The 22,104-nt window shown below is 43.7% G+C and carries 16 protein-coding genes; 3 read left to right on the top strand and 13 right to left on the bottom strand.

Going from position 1 to position 22,104, the window contains the following annotated elements; all coding sequences use genetic code 11:
* Position 1: 1 nt before the first annotated feature.
* The 8 genes from hscA to trmJ all read right to left on the bottom strand — a co-directional run bounded on the left by hscA (position 2) and on the right by trmJ (position 6,950).
* Positions 2–1,861: a Fe-S protein assembly chaperone HscA gene (gene hscA / locus J1N51_RS05965; protein ID WP_208833027.1), complete on the bottom strand. Its 1,860-nt coding sequence runs from the start codon at positions 1,859–1,861 to the stop codon at positions 2–4.
* A 40-nt stretch (positions 1,862–1,901) separates the two neighbouring features.
* The gene (gene hscB, locus J1N51_RS05970; RefSeq protein ID WP_208833028.1) at positions 1,902–2,420 is read right to left on the bottom strand and encodes a co-chaperone HscB; all 519 of its coding nucleotides are present in this window, start codon (positions 2,418–2,420) and stop codon (positions 1,902–1,904) included.
* A 126-nt stretch (positions 2,421–2,546) separates the two neighbouring features.
* Positions 2,547–2,870, bottom strand: coding sequence for an iron-sulfur cluster assembly protein IscA (iscA, locus tag J1N51_RS05975; RefSeq protein WP_208833029.1), 324 nt, complete (start codon positions 2,868–2,870; stop codon positions 2,547–2,549).
* Between the two features lie 82 nt (positions 2,871–2,952).
* Positions 2,953–3,336: a Fe-S cluster assembly scaffold IscU gene (gene iscU / locus J1N51_RS05980; protein WP_208833030.1), complete on the bottom strand. Its 384-nt coding sequence runs from the start codon at positions 3,334–3,336 to the stop codon at positions 2,953–2,955.
* A gap of 96 nt (positions 3,337–3,432) precedes the next feature.
* Positions 3,433–4,647, bottom strand: a complete 1,215-nt coding sequence (locus tag J1N51_RS05985; RefSeq protein WP_208833031.1) for an IscS subfamily cysteine desulfurase — start codon at positions 4,645–4,647, stop codon at positions 3,433–3,435.
* Between the two features lie 45 nt (positions 4,648–4,692).
* Positions 4,693–5,163 carry a Fe-S cluster assembly transcriptional regulator IscR gene (iscR, locus tag J1N51_RS05990; protein WP_208833032.1) on the bottom strand — a complete coding sequence of 157 codons (471 nt, stop codon included), beginning with the start codon at positions 5,161–5,163 and terminating at the stop codon, positions 4,693–4,695.
* 225 nt (positions 5,164–5,388) lie between these two features.
* Positions 5,389–6,198, bottom strand: coding sequence for a serine O-acetyltransferase (cysE, locus tag J1N51_RS05995; RefSeq protein WP_208833033.1), 810 nt, complete (start codon positions 6,196–6,198; stop codon positions 5,389–5,391).
* A gap of 20 nt (positions 6,199–6,218) precedes the next feature.
* Positions 6,219–6,950, bottom strand: a complete 732-nt coding sequence (gene trmJ, locus J1N51_RS06000) for a tRNA (cytosine(32)/uridine(32)-2'-O)-methyltransferase TrmJ (RefSeq protein WP_408635889.1) — start codon at positions 6,948–6,950, stop codon at positions 6,219–6,221.
* Positions 6,951–7,219: 269 nt separating this feature from the next.
* Here trmJ and J1N51_RS06005 point away from each other — a divergent pair, with 269 nt between their 5' ends.
* Positions 7,220–8,077 (top strand): DMT family transporter, encoded by an 858-nt coding sequence (locus tag J1N51_RS06005; protein WP_208833034.1) that lies wholly within the window; start codon positions 7,220–7,222, stop codon positions 8,075–8,077.
* A 47-nt stretch (positions 8,078–8,124) separates the two neighbouring features.
* On the opposite strand, the gene acnB is transcribed toward J1N51_RS06005, so the two are convergent.
* Together acnB and J1N51_RS06015 are read right to left on the bottom strand one after the other, a co-directional pair.
* Positions 8,125–10,719, bottom strand: a complete 2,595-nt coding sequence (acnB, locus tag J1N51_RS06010) for a bifunctional aconitate hydratase 2/2-methylisocitrate dehydratase (protein WP_208833035.1) — start codon at positions 10,717–10,719, stop codon at positions 8,125–8,127.
* Positions 10,720–11,009: 290 nt separating this feature from the next.
* Positions 11,010–14,975 (bottom strand): S8 family serine peptidase, encoded by a 3,966-nt coding sequence (locus tag J1N51_RS06015; protein WP_208833036.1) that lies wholly within the window; start codon positions 14,973–14,975, stop codon positions 11,010–11,012.
* A gap of 205 nt (positions 14,976–15,180) precedes the next feature.
* On the opposite strand from J1N51_RS06015, the gene J1N51_RS06020 reads away from it, so the two are divergent.
* On the top strand, positions 15,181–16,578 hold the full coding sequence (locus tag J1N51_RS06020) for a Na+/H+ antiporter NhaC family protein (protein ID WP_208833037.1): 1,398 nt from the start codon (positions 15,181–15,183) through the stop codon (positions 16,576–16,578).
* 12 nt (positions 16,579–16,590) lie between these two features.
* On the opposite strand, the gene atpC is transcribed toward J1N51_RS06020, so the two are convergent.
* From atpC to J1N51_RS06035, 3 genes are read right to left on the bottom strand one after another with little or no spacing between them, the layout of a single operon-like run.
* Entirely contained in the window at positions 16,591–17,010 is a 420-nt protein-coding gene (gene atpC, locus J1N51_RS06025; RefSeq protein ID WP_208833038.1) for an ATP synthase F1 subunit epsilon, read from the bottom strand.
* A 13-nt stretch (positions 17,011–17,023) separates the two neighbouring features.
* Positions 17,024–17,887, bottom strand: coding sequence for a D-amino acid aminotransferase (locus tag J1N51_RS06030; protein WP_208833039.1), 864 nt, complete (start codon positions 17,885–17,887; stop codon positions 17,024–17,026).
* A 57-nt stretch (positions 17,888–17,944) separates the two neighbouring features.
* Complete coding sequence (locus J1N51_RS06035) at positions 17,945–19,861, bottom strand: glycoside hydrolase family 3 protein (RefSeq protein WP_208833040.1); 1,917 nt, start codon at positions 19,859–19,861, stop codon at positions 17,945–17,947.
* Between the two features lie 75 nt (positions 19,862–19,936).
* Between J1N51_RS06035 and murQ the strand changes: the two genes are divergently transcribed.
* Positions 19,937–22,042, top strand: a complete 2,106-nt coding sequence (gene murQ / locus J1N51_RS14720; protein ID WP_232842871.1) for an N-acetylmuramic acid 6-phosphate etherase — start codon at positions 19,937–19,939, stop codon at positions 22,040–22,042.
* Positions 22,043–22,104: the final 62 nt, after the last annotated feature.

A 22,104-nucleotide genomic window follows, 5' to 3' on the forward strand; every position in this document is an offset into this window, starting at 1 on the left:
GTTAGACATCACCGACAGACTGGCCTGTCAGCGCTTGTTTAATACTGTTTTCCATTCTACGAGCAGCAAATGGCTGACTAGTGTCATCTAGTGCTTTTATGTAGGTTTTGATCGCATCGCCGTCTTCTTGCTGAGTTGCAGCGCGCAGTGTTTCGATAGCTTGGTTAATATCAGTCAGCTCTTGTTCTGTTACTAACTCTGGATTTTCTTCCAGTGCCATCTCAATCGCTTCGATGATACGAATCGCATCAACGCGTTGTTCGGCTAACATTCTGGCTTGCATATCTTCTTTGGCATTAACCATTGACGATTTGATCATGTCGGCAATCTCGTTTTGCTCTAGACCATATGAAGGCTTAACTTGAATCGAAGCTTCAACACCAGTGGATTTTTCCATTGCCGATACACTGAGCAAGCCATCCGCATCAATTTTAAAGGTGACTCGAATCACAGCAATTCCCGCTGTCATCGGAGGGATACCTTTCAATACAAATCGCGCCAAACTTCGACAGTCATCAACCATCTCACGCTCACCTTGTAATACGTGAATCGCCATCATTGTTTGACCGTCTTTGTAGGTCGTAAATTCTTGGGCTCTGGCCACAGGAATAGTGGTGTTGCGAGGAATCACTTTTTCGACCAAGCCGCCCATGGTTTCTAAGCCTAAAGAAAGCGGGGTTACGTCTAGTAACAACATATCTGAGTCTGGTTTGTTACCTACTAACAAGTCAGCTTGAATCGCTGCACCTATCGCTACAACTTGATCAGGGTCAATTGAAGTAAGTGGCGTACGACCAAAAAAGCCTTCAACACGCTCCCGTACCAAAGGCACACGAGTCGAACCACCGACCATAACAACTTCCATGATCTCTTCTAATTCAACTTCGGCGTCTTTAACAGCACGACGACAACTGCGTAAGGTCTTCTTAACTAGCTCTTCAACTGCCGCTTCAAAGTCGGCACGAGTAAGTTCACCTTTTAAGGTTTGATCTTCTAAAGACAATTCGTAACTTACTGACTCTTGGTCTGTAAGGGCCTCTTTTAACTGACGACCTAAGTCGTACATTTTACGCAAGCTAGAATTACTTAACTTAGAGGTTATGTCAGCTTTGGCTAACAACAAGCGAACAATTGCACGGTCAAAGTCATCACCGCCTAGTGCAGAGTCGCCACCGGTTGATAGTACCTCAAACACACCTTTGTTTAGGCGTAAAATAGAGATATCAAAAGTACCACCACCTAGGTCATAAACAGCGATAACGCCCTCTTTACCAGAGTCCAAACCATAGGCAATTGCCGCTGCTGTGGGTTCATTAATAAGGCGAAGAACTTTTATGCCAGCGATCTCTGCTGCATCTTTAGTACCGTGACGCTGTGCATCATCGAAGTAGGCAGGAACAGTGATAACCGCACCTTGAATTGCATCACCTAACGTAGCAGTTGCTCGCTGATGTAGTTTATTTAAAATCTCGGCTGAAACTTGAATTGGATTCTTTTCACCTTGACGTGTCATCAAGTTAACCGTGTGCTCTTTTTCAACAAATTGATAAGGCAAGTCGCCATATAACGACTGAATATCCTCAAGACCACGGCCTAAAAAGCGCTTTACCGAAACAATGGTGTTTTCTGGGTCAGAAGCTGCATTTAACTTGGCATTGTGACCAACTTCGATTGAGTTTTCTAAATACTGAACTGCAGACGGCAGTGACTTTCTTCCCTCTTCATCAGGAAGCACCTCTGGTAAACCACTTCTGACCGAAGCGACTAAAGAGTTTGTCGTGCCTAAATCAATACCAACCGCCAATTTGTGTTCGTGGGGGTTTGTACTTTGACCTGGTTCTGCAATTTGTAATAACGCCATAATTACCTTTCCGGTTCCTATATGTATCTTTGCGATTGTGTTAAAAGTCTAAGAGCTTTTCTTCAAGCGCTTGCGCTTCATTTTTGAGTTTATAAATAAATCGAAGCTTTTTGACCGCCATTGCCGCCTCTTTGTATTGAGCCGCATCAAACTTAGCAACAAACTCATCAGTGTACTCATCAGTAAGTCGCTTGATGTCATCGTATAAGTCATCTAGTGCGGTCTCTGGATCGGCAGCGTGCTCAGCATCTTCAAGCTCTTCTCTGAGTTCCATTTGTTGCATCAAAAACATGCCATCTTTAATGGTTTCTTGTTCATGACGCACATCAAAACCGTGCTCTGATACCATGTACTCAGCTCGGGTTAATGGGTGCTTAAGAGTTTCGTAAGCATCGTTTATCTCAGATGCCTGTTGCACCGCCAATAATTTTTGCTGGTCACTTGCCGAGGCAAATTTATCTGGGTGTACTTGTTTTTGAATGGTCCGAAAGCGCTCGACTAATAAATTAGTATCAATCGAAAATTGGACTGGTAAATCAAATAGTTCAAAAAAACGCACAGTATTCCCTTTTTGATAAAGTTTGATTACGTTTGGCTCGCCTAAAGATAGTGCTTAAACGATTATTTATAAACAAATAAGGCCATTCACGAGTAATGGCCTTAATCTTTTAACAATGAGTGTCAGTTATACTGTGAAGCTTTCGCCACAGCCACACTCATCTTTTTGGTTTGGATTTTTGAATTCAAAGCCTTCGTTTAGACCGTTTTTAACAAAGTCCAATTGCGTACCGTCTAGGTAAACAAGGCTTTTTGCATCGACGATCACTTTGACGCCATTGTTTTCGAAGACTTCGTCACCTTCTTGAAGTTCGTCAACAAACTCCAACACATAGGCGAGTCCAGAACACCCTGTGGTTTTAACCCCAAGGCGCAAACCTAAGCCCTTTCCTCGATTATCTAAAAAAGTTCTTACTCTGTCTGCTGCTGCGTCAGTCAAGCTAATGGCCATTCAACTACTGCCTTAATTCTTTATTTATCCAAAACCTAATTTACGAGTCGTTATTGTGCTCTGTCTTCTGTGTTAACAGAAATTATGCACCCTTTTTCGACTTATAATCTTCGATTGCTGCTTTGATTGCATCTTCAGCTAAAATCGAGCAGTGGATTTTAACTGGCGGTAGCGCAAGCTCTTCTGCAATTTCAGTGTTGCTCAGCTTTTGAGCTTCGTCGATTGATTTACCTTTAACCCACTCTGTTACCAAAGAAGAAGAAGCAATCGCTGATCCACAACCGTATGTTTTGAACTTAGCGTCTTCAATAATGCCTTGCTCATCAATTTTAAGTTGTAGCTTCATTACGTCACCACAAGCAGGTGCACCGACCATACCTGTTGCTACACTTGGATCGTTTTTGTCGAAAGAACCAACGTTACGAGGGTTCTCATAATGATCAATTACTTTATCGCTATAAGCCATTTTTAGCTCCTCAACCGCTTGTTACGGTCAATTTAAGTGTTTGTTGTTGGTCGCCCTATCAAAGTTGGTTCGTTAACAAGGCGACTGAATTCATTATTAGTGGCCAGCCCACTCAATTTTTGAAAGGTCTACGCCATCTTTGAACATTTCCCAAAGTGGTGACATTTCACGTAGCTTATCGATTGCGTTGTTTACTTGGCCAACAACGTGATCTATGTCTTCTTCTGTTGTGAAGCGACCAATACTGAAACGAATTGAGCTGTGCGCTAACTCGTCAGATAAACCTAATGCACGAAGAACGTATGAAGGCTCTAGGCTCGCAGAAGTACACGCAGAACCCGAAGATACTGCCATGTCTTTAAGTGCCATGATTAAGCTTTCACCTTCAACAAAGTTGAAGCTTACGTTGAAAATACCTGGGAAACGCTGATCCATGTCACCGTTGATGTAAGTTTCTTCAATGTCTTTGATGCCATTCCACAGACGGTCACGCAACGCGATAATGTGCTGAGTGTCTTTTTCCATGTCTTCTTTAGCGATGCGTGCTGCTTCACCCATACCTACGATTTGGTGAACAGGAAGCGTACCAGAACGGAAACCACGCTCATGACCACCACCGTGCATTTGCGCTTCAAGACGAATACGAGGCTTACGACGGACATACAATGCGCCGATACCTTTTGGCCCATACATCTTGTGAGCAGAAAAAGACATTAAGTCTACTTTTAATTCACCTAGGTCTACCGGAACTTTACCTGCACTTTGTGCTGCATCAACGTGGAAAATGATTTTGCGTTCGCGACACATTTCACCAATTTTGGCGATGTCTTGCTTCACACCGATTTCGTTGTTTACGTGCATGATAGATACTAATACCGTATCGTCACGCATTGCATTTGCTAGTACATCAAGGTCTACAAGGCCGTTCGCTTGAACGTCTAAATACGTTACTTCAAAACCTTGACGCTCTAGTTCACGACATGTATCCAAAACTGCTTTGTGCTCAGTTTTGGCAGTGATGATGTGCTTACCTTTTTTAGAATAAAAATGCGCAGCACCTTTAATTGCTAAGTTGTTTGATTCTGTTGCGCCAGACGTGAATACGATTTCACGTGGGTCAGCGTTTACTAACTCTGCAATGTTGTTACGAGCAATATCGACAAGCTCTTCAGCTTGCCAGCCGTAGCGGTGAGAACGCGACGCTGGGTTACCAAACGTGCCGTCCATTGTTAAACAATCTGTCATCGCTTTTGCAACACGCGGGTCTACCGGTGTTGTTGCAGCATAATCTAGGTAAATAGGTAGCTTCATTTATGTCTCCGCTCTCTATTGTTGGTAGAACAATAGTTAAAAAATTTATAGGCTATCGGCAATCAATCGGATTGCTTTGTTGTCCGCATCTTGGCGCTCTGCAATGCGTTTTACGTCTTTTTGTTCGACAAGCTCACCAAGAGTGATGTTACTCAAAAAGCTTTCTATGCGATCACTAAGGTTGGCCCAAAGTTTATGCGTTAAGCAGCGCGAGCCGCCTTGGCAATTCGCTTGACCTGCACACTTGGTCGCGTCAACGCTTTCGTCTACAGCCGCTATCACTTCGTTAATTGAAATCAAGTTTGCTTCGCGACCCAAAAAGTATCCACCGCCAGGACCGCGAACACTATTGACCAATTGGCTTTTTCTCAACTTGGCAAACAGCTGCTCGAGGTAGGATAAAGAGATGCCTTGACGCTCAGAAATGTCCATTAGAGGCACTGGGCCATCCGATGCATGTAATGCTACATCCAACATGGCAGTCACTGCATATCGACCTTTAGATGAAAGTTTCATTTACATTCCTTCTTGAGCCAGCTAAACCGTGTAAACACTGCGCAATAGCGTGATTTAGAGTTAAATTTCTATGGCTGCGCATTGTACAAACCTGAGTAAAATAGTCAAGTATTAATACCTGACTACTTTAGTAGGTTATTATGAGTTTTTCTAATAGATAATGCGATTTTGCTATGACGGTCAAAAATAGAGAGTTAACCGTCAAAACAAAGGAGTTATCGCGTATTAGATTTTTGGGTCAAAACCAGCCATACCAGCTTCGCGCTGTTTGGCCGCAGCTTGCTCGGCAGCTTTAAAGTCATCTTCTAGATCAATCTCAGGCAAAGCCTTGTCACATACATCACCGCCGAGTTTACAGACTTCGGTACACAAAGATGTGATCTTCTCGTCCATGATTGAGATATGGTCAACCATACGACCTATCGCGCTTGCGACTGGATCTGGGTTATCTGGCGATACAGCATATGCATCAAAGCCATACTTTGCGGCTATCTTGCTGCGTTTTTCGTGTTTATCGGCAGCGGCTTTACTCACCACTCGACCTGGAATTCCTACTACTGTTGCCCCCTCTGGTACTTCCTTGACGACAACTGAGTTAGACCCAACACGAGCGTTTTTATTAATTAGGATAGGTCCAAGAATTTTAGCTCCGGCGCCAACAACAACGCCATCGGCCAACGTTGGGTGACGTTTTCCGCCATTCCAGCTCGTACCACCAAGTGTCACGCCGTGATAAACAGTTACATCATCACCAATTTCGGCAGTTTCGCCTATGACGACACCCATACCGTGATCGATAAAAAAGCGACGACCGATTTTTGCCCCAGGATGAATCTCAACACCTGTAATCCAGCGAGCAATGGTCGAAATAAAGCGCGCCAGCCATTTCCAGTTTGCGTTCCAGAGTCTATGACTTAAACGTTGGCACCAAATAGCATGCAAACCAGGATAATTGAATAGAATTTCCATATTGCCACGTGCTGCAGGATCCCTTGCATATACACTTTTGATGTCTTCTTTAATTCGCTCAAACATAGGGGTTAAAGGTCTCTCGTTTAGTCCTTGGTATTGTTTGCGTCTTTTTCAATTGAGGCTAAAACGCCGCGTAAAATGTTTAACTCATGTGACTCAGGACGAGCGCGGTTGAACAATCGACGAAGTTTTGCCATCACCTGACCTGGGTGTTGTTTTACAATAAAGCCTGTCTTAGTAAGGGCCTGCTCCAAATGCATATAAAACCCTTCCAGCTGTTCGCTGTTTGGATATTCAACATCACTTGGTTCGAACTGCGCTTGTTGGCTATCTAAGAAGTGCATGCGGATCTCATAACACAAGGTCTGAACAGCCATCGCCAAATTCAAAGAGCTGTACTCAGGGTTTGAAGGAATATGCACGTGGAACTGACACTGCTGTAGTTCTTCGTTGGTCAATCCTGAGTTTTCACGTCCGAACACCAAGGCCACTTTGGCATTTTGTCCTTCTTCGACTACTTTTTTACCACACTCACGTGGCTCAAGCATTGGCCATGACAAAGTACGAGAACGCGCGCTTGTCGCAATAGTTAACTGACAATCAGCGATGGCGTCCTTGAGTTCAGGAACAATTTTGGCGTTGCCCAAAATGTCTGTTGCACCAGCGGCTAACGCCGACGCGTGGCTATCTGGCTCTTGAACAGGGTCGACTAATACTAAGTCTGACAATCCCATTGTTTTCATAGCACGACAAACTGATCCAATGTTGCCTGTGTGTGAGGTGTTAACCAGTACAATTCGAACGTTTTCTAACATGATCTTTGATCTAAACACTTTTCAATTTTGATAATTCGGCGAAGTTTAGCACAAACCTACATGTAGATTGAATGGAGGGATGCGACATTAATTACAAAATTCAATCGCGTTGATAGTCAAAGTTATTACTTTAGCTAATCTGAACCTAGTCTCGGTTCAAAAATTCTCACTTGTTGATCCGCGATAATGTCCCATACACTGCTATTTTACTGATATAAACTTTGAGAATGAGCGTGGCCTCTTTAAAACAGAATCCTTATGTGTGGGCAATGACTGCGGTACTGCTGTGGTCAACGGTCGCAACTGCATTTAAAATTGCACTTGATTACTTAGCACCAAGTGAGTTACTGCTTTTTGCTTGCACCAGCTCGGCTATCGCCTTGCTGTTTGTGTGCTTGGTTCAAGGCAAACTTGCGCACTGTAAAGTCGAGTTAAAGAACCGGCCGGGCTATTACATCCTTTCCGCGCTTATTAACCCGGTCGGGTATTACTTAGTGTTATTTGGCGCATATAGTTTATTACCCGGCTCTCAAGCTCAACCCATTAACTATACCTGGGCCATCTCGCTTACTATTTTATCGGCGGTGGTATTAAAACAGCGCATCACATTTAAAGATGGTATTGCATGTGTGTTGGGTTATTTGGGTGTCTTTGTTATTGCCACTAAAGGCAATGTATTTGGGGTTCAATTTGACAGTATTACTGGCGTAGCGCTTGCGCTCTTTTCGACGTTTTTGTGGTCTGGGTTTTGGATTTTAAACGCCAAAAATCTCACTGATTCAACGGTATCTCTGACTATTAACTTTTGTATTGCAACTGTTGTGCTGTGGATATTTGTCGGTACCCAGTTTGATTTTTCAAAACTCAATTGGGTTGCTGGCAGTGCAGTGGTTTACATAGGTTTGTTTGAAATGGGCATTACGTTTTTGTTCTGGTCCAAAGCGATGAAGTTAACGACTAACACGTCGGTGATTGCCAACCTGATTTTCCTCTCTCCTTTTGTTTCTCTTATTTTGCTGCATTACGTTCGCGGTGAGCAAATTTATCTAGCTACTGTAGTCGGCTTGCTGATCATTATTGGCGCTTTGTTAATTCAACAATTACCCTTTAAAACAAAAAAGGGCTGATAAATCAGCCCTTTCATTTCAACGTTTAAGTTAAAGTTCGTTGCAGATTAAACTGCTTGTTGAACGATAACTTTTTCCGCTTTGTCCGTGTACTGCTTCATTTGGTGGAAGTTTAAGTAACGGTACGTGTCAGCCGCTGTCGTATCGATGTGCTTCGCGTATTCCATGTATTCTGCAACTGTTGGGATTTTGCCCATGATTGCGCCAGCCGCAGCTAGCTCAGCAGAAGTTAGGTATACGTTCGCACCTGTACCTAGGCGGTTAGGGAAGTTACGTGTAGAAGTTGAAAGTACAGTCGCACCATCAGCAACACGTGCTTGGTTACCCATACATAGTGAACAGCCTGGAGTTTCGATTCGAACGCCTGCTTTACCGTATGTGAAGTAGTAACCTTCTTCCGTTAACTGGTCACGGTCCATCTTCGTTGGAGGCGCAACCCAAGTACGAGTTGGTAATACACCACCATAGTTTTCCATTAGCTTACCAGCTGCACGGAAGTGACCAATGTTAGTCATACAAGAGCCGATGAATACTTCATCGATGCCAGTACCAGCAACGTCAGACAATAATTTCGCATCGTCTGGGTCGTTTGGACAACATACGATTGGCTCTTTGATGTCGTTTAGGTCGATTTCTAGAACGTGTGCGTATTCTGCATCTGCGTCCGCTTCCATTAGAGATGGGTTCGCTAACCACTCTTCCATCGCTGTGATACGACGCTCAATAGTACGAACATCGCCGTAACCTTCAGAAATCATCCACTTAAGCATAACGATGTTTGAGTTAAGGTACTCAGCAACCGCCTCTTCGTCCATCTTGATTGTACAACCAGCAGCTGAACGTTCAGCTGATGCGTCAGATAGTTCGAACGCTTGCTCTACAGTTAGACCTTTAAGGCCTTCGATTTCTAGTACACGACCAGAGAATTCGTTGATCTTACCTGCTTTCTCAACAGTCAATAGACCTTCTTTGATACCGTAGTAAGGGATAGCGTGTACAAGGTCACGTAATGTGATACCTGGTTGCATTTCACCTTTAAAACGAACCAATACTGACTCAGGCATATCAAGAGGCATAACACCTGTTGCCGCTGCGAATGCAACTAGACCTGAACCTGCAGGGAATGAAATACCTAGAGGGAAACGAGTATGAGAGTCACCACCAGTACCTACTGTGTCTGGTAACAACATACGGTTTAACCACGAGTGGATAACACCGTCACCTGGACGAAGTGATACACCGCCACGGTTCATGATGAAGTCAGGTAGTGTGTGGTGCGTGTTAACGTCAACCGGCTTAGGATAAGCAGATGTGTGACAGAAAGACTGCATTGTTAAGTCAGCTTGGAAACCAAGACATGCTAAGTCTTTAAGTTCGTCACGTGTCATAGGACCTGTTGTATCCTGAGAACCAACCGTAGTCATCTTAGGCTCACAGTATTGACCTGGACGTACACCGTCTACGCCACATGCTTTACCAACCATCTTCTGAGCTAGTGTGTAGCCTTTAGTAGATTCTGCAGTGTCAGTTGGAAGAGCGAAGATGTCAGTTGCACCTAGACCTAATGCTTCACGGGCACGAGTTGTTAAACCACGACCGATGATTAGAGGAATACGGCCACCAGCGCGTACTTCGTCTAGTAATACCTTTGATAATTCGAAAGTAGAGATTACTTCGTCAGTACCAGAGCGCTTAACAACACCTTCGTAAGGGAAGATGTCGATTACGTCGCCCATGTTCATTTTTTGAACGTCTAATTCGATTGGTAATGCGCCTGAGTCTTCCATAGTGTTGTAGAAGATAGGAGCGATTTTACCACCTAGACATACACCACCAGCACGCTTGTTAGGAACGAAAGGAATGTCTTCGCCCATGAACCAAAGTACTGAGTTAGTAGCAGACTTACGTGAAGAACCAGTACCAACAACGTCACCAACGTATGCTAGTGGAATACCGTCTTGTTGTAACTCTTCGATTTGCTTGATTGGACCTACTGTGCCTGGCTGATCTGGATTGATGCCTTCACGTTCCATTTTAAGCATCGCAGTCGCGTGCAGAGGAATGTCAGGACGAGACCATGCATCTGGTGCAGGAGACAAGTCATCGGTGTTCGTTTCGCCAGTTACTTTGAATACTTTAACTGTGATTTTTTCTGCAACTTTAGGCTTGTTTAAGAACCACTCAGCGTTTGCCCATGATTCCATAACTTCTTTAGCTTTAGCGTTGCCTGCGTCTGCTTTTTCTTTTACATCGAAGAAAGCATCAAACATTAATAGTGTTTTCTTAAGGCCTTCAGCAGCTGTGCTAGCAAGATCCGCATTATCTAATAACTGGATCATTGGCTCGATGTTGTAACCACCTAGCATTGTACCTAGTAATTCAGTCGCTTTTTCTGCACTTAGGATTGGAGACGTTGCTTCGCCTTTTGCTACTGCGGCTAAAAAGCCAGCTTTAACGTATGCTGCATCGTCTACACCAGGAGGTACGCGATTAGTTAATAGATCCAGAATGAATTCTTCTTCACCTGCAGGTGGGTTTTTAATAAGTTCTACCAAGTCTGCAACTTGTGCTGCGTCTAATGGCTTAGGAACAACGCCCTGTGCGGCGCGTTCTTCAACGTGTTTGCGATATTCTTGAAGCACAATAATGTCCTCTTATTTTTTTGTGGCGTTATTTCTGCTTTGCGACTGCTAAAGTGAAATAACTATAGACATGAAAGTCAGAAAGCGGCCAATTATAGAGCCCTCTATACCTAAAAGGAATAACTTGCTGAATATTTACTTGTATTTTCAGTATAAATACCAGTTATGGCCGACAACAAAAATTGCCACTTGAGTGATAATCCCCAAGTGGCAGTACTTTCAAGTCCGTTGTTATAAATTCAAAGGTATTGATTTATCTCTGTTTATCTAGGGACATCAACTTAACACCTTTAAATTGATTTACGTTTTGTGCGGTAGGCGCGAATTCGGCGAACCAACATAATCATCAATACTCCAACAAGTAATTCCTTAGGTACAGAACCACCGCCTGAGTCACCACCGCTATTTGTTGGAGGTGGCGTGGTTGTTGGATTAGTCACACTAATTGTCGCAGAAGCAGTCAGTGAGAACTCACCATCAGACACAACCACTGAAACATTAGAGTTTGCCGCAGCTGTACTCGTGATAGAAACTTGAATCGACCGCTCATCCGTTACCGATGCGGAAAAACCAGCAGGTAAATTCCAGCGATAGGTCAGTAAACTATCAATATCTGTTGCCTCGACAGATAATGTAATCGTCTGGCCCACTTGAGCTGAAGCCGGAACATCAAGGTCTACAACAGTTGGCTCATCATTTACAGCCGTGACCGTAATATCTAACTCTGCACTTGAGCGGACACCATTACTATTTTGGACAGAGTAAGTCAGAGAATCACTGCCATTAAAATTGTTTGTTGGCTGGTAAGTTATGGTTCCATTAGTATTAACCGTCGCGGTGCCATTAGTTGGCTGAACTTCAATTTGTATACTCGAAGTCACAAGCGTAAAGTCACTCTGATCAGTAAATAGCTGATCCAAGACTCGCTCCTCTTCAACGGAAGCAATTAGTAACACCCGCTCACCGGTCAAATCATTCGCTAACACATCAATAGCAGCACTACTGTCCTCTTGAACTGACGCAGTGTCATTTACTGCAAATGTTTCTGTCTGTGAGTCGGCCGCTTTGTTTACAGAAAACTCAACAACCGCCTCTTCCGGTGCTGTGTATTGGTATCGCAAGCTAGAACCTGAAGTACCAGTGTTGCTACCGACACCATTGTACCAAGAAGAAATACCTACCGAAGAGTCGCCTGACTCAGCACCTATTGTGTAAAAATTAGGTTGCTCAGGAATAGAGATATAACGGAACCACTTATTTTCACTGTTTTGTTCAATAATGAGCTGGAATGTATATTCAGCGTCTATATCTGACACTCCCCAGTAATTGGCATTAAAGTTTCCTTGAGAGTACAGTTTGACTTTGTCCCATTGGACAACAAGGTAAGATTTGCCTGACACATTGTGCTGATAAAGTTTCAGCGAACCACCACCTAAATCTTCACTATCTGCACTATTTTTCAGATCAAAGTCGGTCCAAAACGGCGCAATGATACCATCCGGTGTACCGTCATAAGGTAACCCTTGGTTGATGGTAAATGAGTCATTAGAAGTTATATTGTCACCAACAAATGCCACACCGTTACTAGCAACAGTGATTTGATCGTAAGTCACTCCAAAGTGGGTGTAACTAAAGTTAACTGCCGCACTGAACTCATCACAGTCACCGCCACATTGAATCTCAGAAAAACCAAAATTGTTGACATCAATAGCAAACGGTACATCGCCAAAAGTTTCGAACTGCGCAGCTTGCAACGCCAAATCAAAAACAATTCGCTGATTTGTTACAGTCTGATTTGAAACATTAGATGAAGGAGCAATGGCTAAGCTTTGTGGATCAAACTCAGCACCACCGACAAGTTCAAAATCAAAGCCCAAACTGGCCGATGAGGTAAAATTGTCCGTCGTTAATCGATAGTCCGCCTGGGTATCCGTACTAGATACTTTAGTCAGGGTGAATTTATCGCTATTGGTTGCAATGTTCGCAACTGCAATCCCTTGTCGTATCGTTTTGCCATCTCCGTTGGTCCAAACTAACTCACCAAAATACCAACCGACATCTTGGTCAAAAGGTAAATTAACACTGACTTCAAATGATTCTGTATCCCCACTTCCAGTTAAACTGATTTGTGAAGGCGAAACCGTTCCTGTCAAGGCTGTATCGTGGAAGCTTAATTGGCCTGACCAAGATTCGGATGTCGCTGTTACCGATCTCAAACTTGAGCTCATCCGGCACGATACTTGGCAATTATTGTTGGTCAGATTGGGTGTTGTCGCATATGCCGTTAAGTTCATCGCTGACAAAATATTAAGTCGACCTGAGCCCGCTTCAAACGCCGTCGCTTTGTTACTACCGTCAGGACCTTTAATGTCTCCGTCAACACTGTTGATCAGGATATTTTTGATATCGACCGCCGTTAAAGACGGCTCGTGCTGTTTTAATAACGCTGCGGCCCCCGCCACCATAGGTGAGGACATACTAGTCCCACCTAAATAGCCATAGTCTAAATCTGGCGTAAGTGGGTCTTCTTTAGCTACCGCTGACAAAATCAAATCACCTGGTGCGGCCATATCTGGCTTGACGTATGCATCATTATCATTGGGTCCGATTGAGCTAAATCCAGATACCACGTCGGCCGCAGCTGGGTTCGTTGAACGAGTTTGAGTGCCTTGCATCGCAATGGTATCAACTAAAGACGTACTCAAATAACTCAACAATAATTCACCATCATTCTGAGAAATAAAGGTTGAAGTCAGCTCAATATCTTCGCCAATCTCCATTAACACATTAGGTCCAGGTACATTGTTGATGACGACCATTGCCGACGCCCCAGCTGCTGCTGCGGTTTGTGCCTTGATTCTAAATGTACATGTACCGCGTTTAACCACAGCTATGCGACTGGCCAAGTTGATCCCAGACCAAGCAGACGAATCACAACCTAAATTGTCAGTGTCTTGTGCTAACTCGCCCACTCCGCTAAATGACGAACCAACCACGTAGTTATTGCCAGGCTGTGATAACACATTGTTCGAACCAAACTCTAAAATGTAACCAGCGATTAAATCCGTCGTGGTCGATGCCACGGCAATACCTGATTGTACGCACGCAGGGCAGCTAATGGTCTCTGCTCCTTGATCGCCTTCGTTGCCAGCCGACGAAACCAATACAACACCATTTGCTTCAAGCTCTTTGAAAACACTATCAAAAATAGAGCCGTTGTTATTATCGGTATTTGGTAATCCATAAGAGTTGTTTATTACATCAGCGCCATCGGCAAACGCGTCTTCTAGAGCACTGATCAACATAACTGTAGTTCCAACGCCTTGTTCACCCCAGAGAGCTTTATAAACCATTAGATAAGCCGCGGGGGCCACACCTATGAGTGTTTCACCTGAGTCTGCTACCACTTCTCGACCACCAGCAATAGCGGCAACGTGGGTTCCGTGTCCGCTAAACGCTTGCGGGGTGTTAAACTCGCCCTCGTACTTGGATGGATTTGAGGTGTAATCATCTGGTGTGTAATGGCGAGCAACAATGATTTTGTTGTTACAAAAACCAGACGTGCTTGCGCAATAATCGTCGCCGGGCAAAGACGCAGGTGCAGTCATGCCTGTATCGTCAAACATAGGGTGGTCTGGCGTTATACCAGAATCGATAATAGCTATTTTTTGGCCCTGGCCAGCTTGTGACTGACCGCCTACTACCTGCCAGCTTTGCTGCGCTTTTATGATAGGCAGGGCATTTTCTAAAGTAGATTTTACGGTTAAGTTTGGATAGACGGCTTTAACACCTGGAAAACCTAACAGTGTCTCCATCTTTTGAGTTGTGCGAACAACGTAACCGTTTAGCAACACATCAAACTCTCGACCAAATTCAACATTGTTTAATTGTTTCGCCATAGTCAATTGAGCCTGTTGGCGTTTTGTTGCCAATGCTCTCTTGTCTTTTTGAAACGCAGCAGTGTTAGCGTACACGGCAAAGTCTGATTGCGCTAAATTAGACATTTGACTCTGGTTTGGCGCTGAGCTCATCTTCATTTTGGAAATTAACGGTTTATCCTCAAGTACCACTATGTACTCTTTGCTATGACCCAACCTGCTCGATTCTTTAGCATGTACAGTTGTGTCCTTGACACTGATCTCAATTGAGGGTTCATGCTCCATACCATCCATACTGTGTACATAAGAAGTAAACACCAATGAAGTGGCAACCGAAATTAATAAAGAAAACTTGAAGACTGTATGCATGATATTCATAGAAGGCTCTTTAATTTTTTAAATTCAGCCATTTAGCTCAAATTAAAAATTCGAGCTAAACGATAATACGCTTTGACTAAGACCGTCCAGGTAATGTTTAGTAAAGACTACAACCTATATTCCGTCCAATCCATTTCGGTATGGAGCACTAACTAATTATGGTATAAGGTAATTTAACTTTAACGATTTGAATTAAGGACAAGTTGTGTCAGATTGGCTCACGGTTATCCCACCTTTACTGGCCGTAATAATAGTGCTCTGGAAAAAAGAAGTGATTCTTGCTCTATTACTTGCGGTGTTGTGCTCTGAATTTATCCTCCTCTTCAACGCTGTACCTGCAGAACAAGCGCTAGCGCAGTTTTCAATAAGCGGTATCGAGCGTGTTATCAGTGTGTTTGAATCTGGTGGAAATACCCGTATTTTAACCTTTTCACTGTTAGTCGGTGCCCTTCTTGGGTTTATGCGCTATTCAGGTGGCGTCACGGCAACCGTTAACTTTTTGATCAAAAAAGGCATCAGTGGCACCGCAAGACGAGCTCGCATGTTACCTTTTATGACGGGTGTAGTGATCTTTATCGAATCAAACCTAAGCGTGTTAATGTCCGGTATCATTTCTAGAGGCGTATTCGACAAATTTAAAATGAGCCGTGCTCGCCTTGCCTATATCATCGACAGCACCAGCGCACCTATTTGTATATTAATTCTGATGAATGGCTGGGGAGCGTATGTCTTAGGATTGGTTAGTGGTTACGACCTTGAGGAATCCGCTGTTTCAACCCTGATTCAAACAATACCACTTAATTTTTATGCGCTTATAACGCTTGCGATAGTCTTGTACACCATCATCGCAGATAAAACTCACGGACCTATGAAAGACGCAGAATTACGGCGCGCCCAATCCGATTCGCCGCAGTCAAATTCAAGCTCAGAACTAGAAATTCCAGCGTCAAAGCCAAGCTTTATGTTAATTCCTTTGTTTGTGATGTCTGTGTCTATGGTTGGATTTATGTTTATGACGGGCAACGGAAGCTTTACCGATGGTTCTGGCTCTAAATCAGTCCTGTATGCGACTGCGCTTGCTTGTCTGGTCGCTTACGTGATGATGGTCGGTAGCGGTCGATTTAATCACAAACAAATGACCGAGATAGGCTTTAAAGGTATGAACGAATTACTGCCTTTAGTGGTGATTGTTTTGTTTTCTTTAGCTTTGGGCGCGAGTTTAAAAGAACTAGGCACAGGTAAATTTATCGCCAGTTTAGTAGCCGGAAACATTCCTATGTTTTTAGTCCCTGCATTACTGTTTATTGCAGGTGCATTGATGTCATTTTCGACTGGCACATCTTGGGGGACTTTCGCCCTGTTAGTGCCAATTGGCATGCCTCTGGTCGTTGAACTTGGATTGCCAGCCCCACTGGTATTATCAGCTATTTTAGGTGGCGGAATATTTGGTGATCACTGCTCACCTATTTCAGATACAACCGCAGTTTCAGCCGTTGCGTCAGGGTGTGACTTGTTAGAACACGTCAAAACTCAGTTACCATACGCGCTAACCGCTGGCGGTCTAACGATTGTCTGTTATGTTATTGCGGGATTAGTTGCTTAGCAAAGCACCACTCTAACCTTTCTTTTTATAATGATCAGCGACCTGCAATTGTGCGGTCGCTTTCATTAGCTCTAACTCAATCGCCAAAAACTTTTTCACATCACATTCGGCTAATCGAGTTTTGGCAGATTCTTTGGCTTTTTGTGCTTTTTCTCTATCAATTTGCTCGCCGCGCGCGGCAACATCGGCCATCACATTAACTTGATTAGGCTGAATTTCAACTATGCCACCTGCCACATACACGGCCTCATCATTACCTGACTCATTGGTATATCGGAGCATGCTTGGCTTTATCGAAGCTAACAACGGAGCATGACCATATTGAACGCCTAACTCACCTTCACTGCCTTTGACCACAAGTGACTGTACCATGCCTTTGAAAACAGGTTGGTTTGGTGAAACGATATTCAGTTCGATTAGTGGTGATGCCATAATTTCTCCGTCGTTATTCTTCAAACATATATTGACTAAATAAGCCTTGAACTTGTGGCCATACAGGGCCAATTTTGCCGTTGTTAATCAAGGTACCCGCCACCTCGGTAACCGCTCCGACTTGCTTAGTTGCACTTGTTAACCAAACTTCATCAGCTGCCAGAAGCTCACTTCGGCTGATATCCGTTTCTTCAACTTTAAAGTCACTGTGTTTACGCAAAATATCCAGCAGCATAAGTCGAGTAATACCGGCAAGCTTGTGATTATCCAGCTTAGGGGTTTTGATTACACCGTCTTTAACGATAAACACGTTACTTGATGAAGCTTCAGTCACAAAATCATTGTGGTCAAACAAAATAGTTTCATCAAACCCGTTGGCGTATCCTTGTTGGAAATGCATAACATTGCCCAACAACGAGGTAGTCTTAATGTCACAGCGCTGCCATCTCAAATCTTGAGTCATATTAACGCGGTATGCTTTTGGTGCATCAACACTCGGTGGGGGAGCGATAGCAAAAGTGTGAATAAATAATGTCGGCTTACCCGTGTTTGTATATGCGTGGTAACGTTTCGCTTCGACCCCTCGAGATACTTGGATGTAAACACCTAAATTACCACCGTTTTCATCGTTGCTGTTTTCCGCTATAAGTCGATCACAAATATCGCGAAGCTCAGACTCGCTGTACCCTAAATTGATTTCTATTGTATCCAAACCGACAAACATCCGGGCAAGATGGGGTGCAAAACCAATATATTTACCATTGTACGAAGGAACAACCTCATACACACCATCACCAAACAAAAATCCACGATCCATTGGTGAGATTTTAGCTTGTTCTGCTGGCATGAATTCGCCATTTAGGAATACTGTATTCATTTGTAGGGTATCTTTACATTCATTTTTATATTAGCCACATAATATCAACTGTTTCCGCTAAACAGAATCAATGTCGACGGGTAATTGCGCACTATTTTTTATTTTACCTAATAGTGCCTTAGCAAGCGCATCAAACACGGGTGAGTAAATCAACGTTGAAGGGCCTGCCTCTTTGTTAACACTGGTCTCTTCAATAACGTTGTATGAAAAGGTCGCAAACTGCCAGTCTAGGTCATTTGGGTAATACTTGAGATCATAAGGAGCACGAAGACTAACTACTGCGGTTTTCATTGGTTGTAGTTTTGCCATTTGTATTAACGCCAAGTTATTACTGAGTATGGCCTTAGCCGTCAGTGATTTTAATAATCGTCTTTGATCTGGGTCGACACCAACCATCTCGGGGTTGGCTTGCCTCGGAGTTAAACTCGACACTAACAGGGCATCGTATTTAGCCATTAGCTTTTGCAACTCAAGTTTGGAGGCCTTAGATTTTAACGCATCATTAAGTTGCTGGATGTCCCAACACAAGTGGTTTGATGAAAGTTGCTTTTGTAGACCACTGAGTAACGCACGACATTTACCACTATCTGGCATCACTGCAAACAAGCGCTGTTGTTTGGTCATCAGGGGGCCTGTGGTTTTGTTTTTATTCGATAAAGACGACATATACACACTTTGCTCGGCAATGGTCTGAGCCAAGATTCTGCTTTGTTTTTCTATCTCTGACAAAGGTGGCAATCGTTTTTTGCGCGCCAGCTTCCGTTTTATCGCTGTGATGCGCTGGTAAGAGGCATAAACTTCATCCCGTTTGATATCATCACTCAACACCATAAACTCAATGGCTCTAAGAGTTTGATCAAGTGTGTTTAAAGATGCCGGTGAGTCGATTACCAACGGCATTAACGCAATATCGGCACCAGCCTTAAACGCATTGCGAATTGCCTGCTCTGGCTCAAAAAAACGACTTATCGCCGCCATGTCTAACGCGTCGGTAATAATAAGACCTTCAAAGCCAAATTCGCCCCTTAGCATATCGGTCAAAATCGCCCGAGAAAAAGTAGCGGGAACTAAAATATCATCGCCGTTTTTGGTCGTCACCTTTGTCTCATCAAGCTCGGGAAATTGGATGTGTGCAGACATAACAAAGTCGGGTTGTGCTTCTGTTATGATCTTTTTAAAAGGGGCAAGTTCTGTTGAAGTTACCTGAGGTTTGGTTTTGATCACTCGTGGTAACCCCGTATGGCTGTCTACATTAGTATCACCATGGCCCGGAAAATGTTTAATTGCCGCCGAGATAGATTGTTGTAGACCATTAACGGCGTACTTACCTAGATTGGCAACCCGAGTGGGATTATCACCAAAAGAACGAATATTGATCACAGGGTTTTGAGCGTTGTTATTGACATCAACATTAGGCGCAAAATTAACGTTGAAGCCCAATGACATCAGAGCTTGACCTGTTTGACGATAGCTTTGCTCAGTTAACTGTTTGCCCAGCGTCTTGTCGCCAGCATAAATGGCGCCTAGTGGCATATTGCCAGGAAATGCTGTGACTTTGTCCCGAGGTAATCGAGCAACTCGACCATTCTCCTGATCAATACCGACAAACATTGGCAGCTCAGAGTTAATGCTTTTGAGTTCAGTTGTCAGCGCTTTTATTTGAGGCAGATCTTTTAAATTTTCTGAAAATAAAATGACGCCACCTATGTGTTGTTGTTGCAGAGCGCTTTTCAGTTCAGGAGTTAATTGGAGTAATGGTGTCCGACAGTCTTTTTTGGTTGCCTGTGGGCCATTAACTGAAGGACAATAAAAGCGTAAATCGAGCATGATTTTTTGACCGATGGCTTTTGGTAACCATTGTTCTATATTTGCCTGAGCTTTGGCCGAATCCGATGCAAACGCCGTTAATGGTCCCGTTGCGATAACCAACAAAAAAAGCGAAGCAACAAAGTTAGAGAAGACAGGTACTCCCAAAAAAGACTCCTTGGTTAGGTTTTCATCCTGACGGCTTTCTAGTACATTCGTCATAGCATACAGGATAACAGTTTTATGAAATATATCATTGCGATAGACGGCGGAGGTAGCAAAACCCTTGGCCACGTGTACCCAAGCGATGCGTTCAGTCCATTCACCCAAGAACACAGTACCGATAGCGCCTTACTCAAAGGTGAAATAACCCCAATTTGTTCGTATCGGTCAGGTGCAAGTAGCTTATCGGCAGATTTTACGCAAAGTATCAATACCCTTGTTGAGTTGATTGACTGTCTTATCGACCAGGTCAGTGAGTCAATAACTAACGGACCAATGCCCGATTTTGTTGTTTCTCTCGGACTCGCTGGTGCCGGTTCCAAAGCCTTGACTCAAAAAGCACTGACTGCTCTGCAATCTGAACTGTTCAAACGCGACAGTGCTGTGTGTCAGCTGATATTAATGGAAGACTCGGTATCTAGCTTACTAGGAGCAACCTTGATCGCTCATTCAAAGCTGATCCATTCCGAATCCGTTCGCTTAGTCACCTTAGGTACAGGTTCTTTTGTTGCCACCTATCACCAAGACTCAACGGTCCATTTTACTGGTGGCTGGGGTTTTCCTATTGGCGATGAAGGCGGTGGTGCACGTCTAGGTCAATTAGCAGTTAGGGCTTATTTGCAATATTTAGACAAATACCAAGCAAGCAATAGTAACGACGCCAAACTATCAGAAAACCCTTCTGATTTTATCAACGATTTAGCGACCTCTCTTGGTAAAAATCGCACCGATGTACTTGCCTGGTTGAGCAACGCCAAACAAAGTGATTATGCGCAGCTCGCGCCTTTAGTGGTTGATGCTATCAACTTACCGTCACCGTGCTCAAATGCGCAGTATGTCTGGCAGCAGCATTTACAATTAGTGAGAGAATTATTACCTACGACAAACTCAAACACCTTTGTGACCGGGGGCTTGGCAAAAGCGACACTGGAATACTTACAAGACATGGGCTGTGGCTCTCTTACCTATTTGCCCCAACCTTCGATTACAGGGGCCGCATTCGCCGCATGTTTATTTGGACCATGGCAAGTACAAGCAGACAAATACTATCAGCTTCGAAATGACTTTAAGCAATTTGTTTCAACCTTGTCAGTTGATTCAAATGCATTGACGACCTCTTATTCACACAGCCAATCATTGCAGAGCGATGTTAGTTCATCTGACTCAACTGATTCTTCTGAGTCAAGGCTTACTCCACTTGAGCAACTCGTTTCCGAGTCTCGAAATCCTAATTCGATGACCCTTGATGAAATGAATAGTGAACAAATTGTCCACTTGATGAACCAAGAAGATAACCAAATCGCTGAGAGTCTAAAACCCGTCTTACCCCAAATTGGTCTTGCGATTGATCTCATCGTAACTCAACTCAAACTCGGTGGAAGATTAATTTATATGGGCGCAGGTACCAGCGGTCGTCTTGGTGTACTTGATGCAGTAGAGTGCCCACCAACCTTTAGCACCAAGTCTGAACAAGTTATTGGCTTAATAGCTGGCGGTAATACTGCCATGTTCAAAGCCGTCGAAGGCGCTGAAGACAACGAACAAATGGGCAAAGACGACTTGCACCATTTGCGCTTAACGCCGAATGACGTTGTCGTTGGCATTGCTGCAAGTGGCCGAACACCTTACGTCATTGGAGGCATAGAATATGCTAACCAAATCGGTGCACCAACCATAACTGTTACATGTAACCCGACAGCAACACTTAACCAACTGAGTAGCGTCGCCATTGCCGCCAACGTAGGACCAGAAATACTCACAGGCTCTACTCGACTAAAAGCGGGTACCGCTCAAAAGCTTATCCTCAATCGACTAAGTACTGGCTCTCTAGTGCAACTTGGCAAGTGTTACGAAAACCTCATGGTCGACGTAAATGTGTCTAACAACAAACTAACATTACGAGCAATTCGAATCATAGAACAAGCTTTGAAATGTGATAAACAGCGCGCCGAGCAGCTACTCGAGCAAAGTGATAACAACGTTAAGCTTGCGATTTTAATGGGCAAGCTCAACCTGACTAAATCACAAGCCGAGCAACGACTAGAAAACGCCAATGGTTTTTTGAGACTGGCCGAAAAACACAGCGGTGACACCCCTGAAGACGTTAAAGAAATGACGGATAACTAATTAAACTTTGGACGGTTTCAGAAAAAAATGACAATAAGTAATCACCAAAACATTCATTCTGT

Origin of the sequence: Psychrosphaera ytuae (assembly GCF_017638545.1) — a bacterium.
Lineage (GTDB): Bacteria > Pseudomonadota > Gammaproteobacteria > Enterobacterales > Alteromonadaceae > Psychrosphaera > Psychrosphaera ytuae.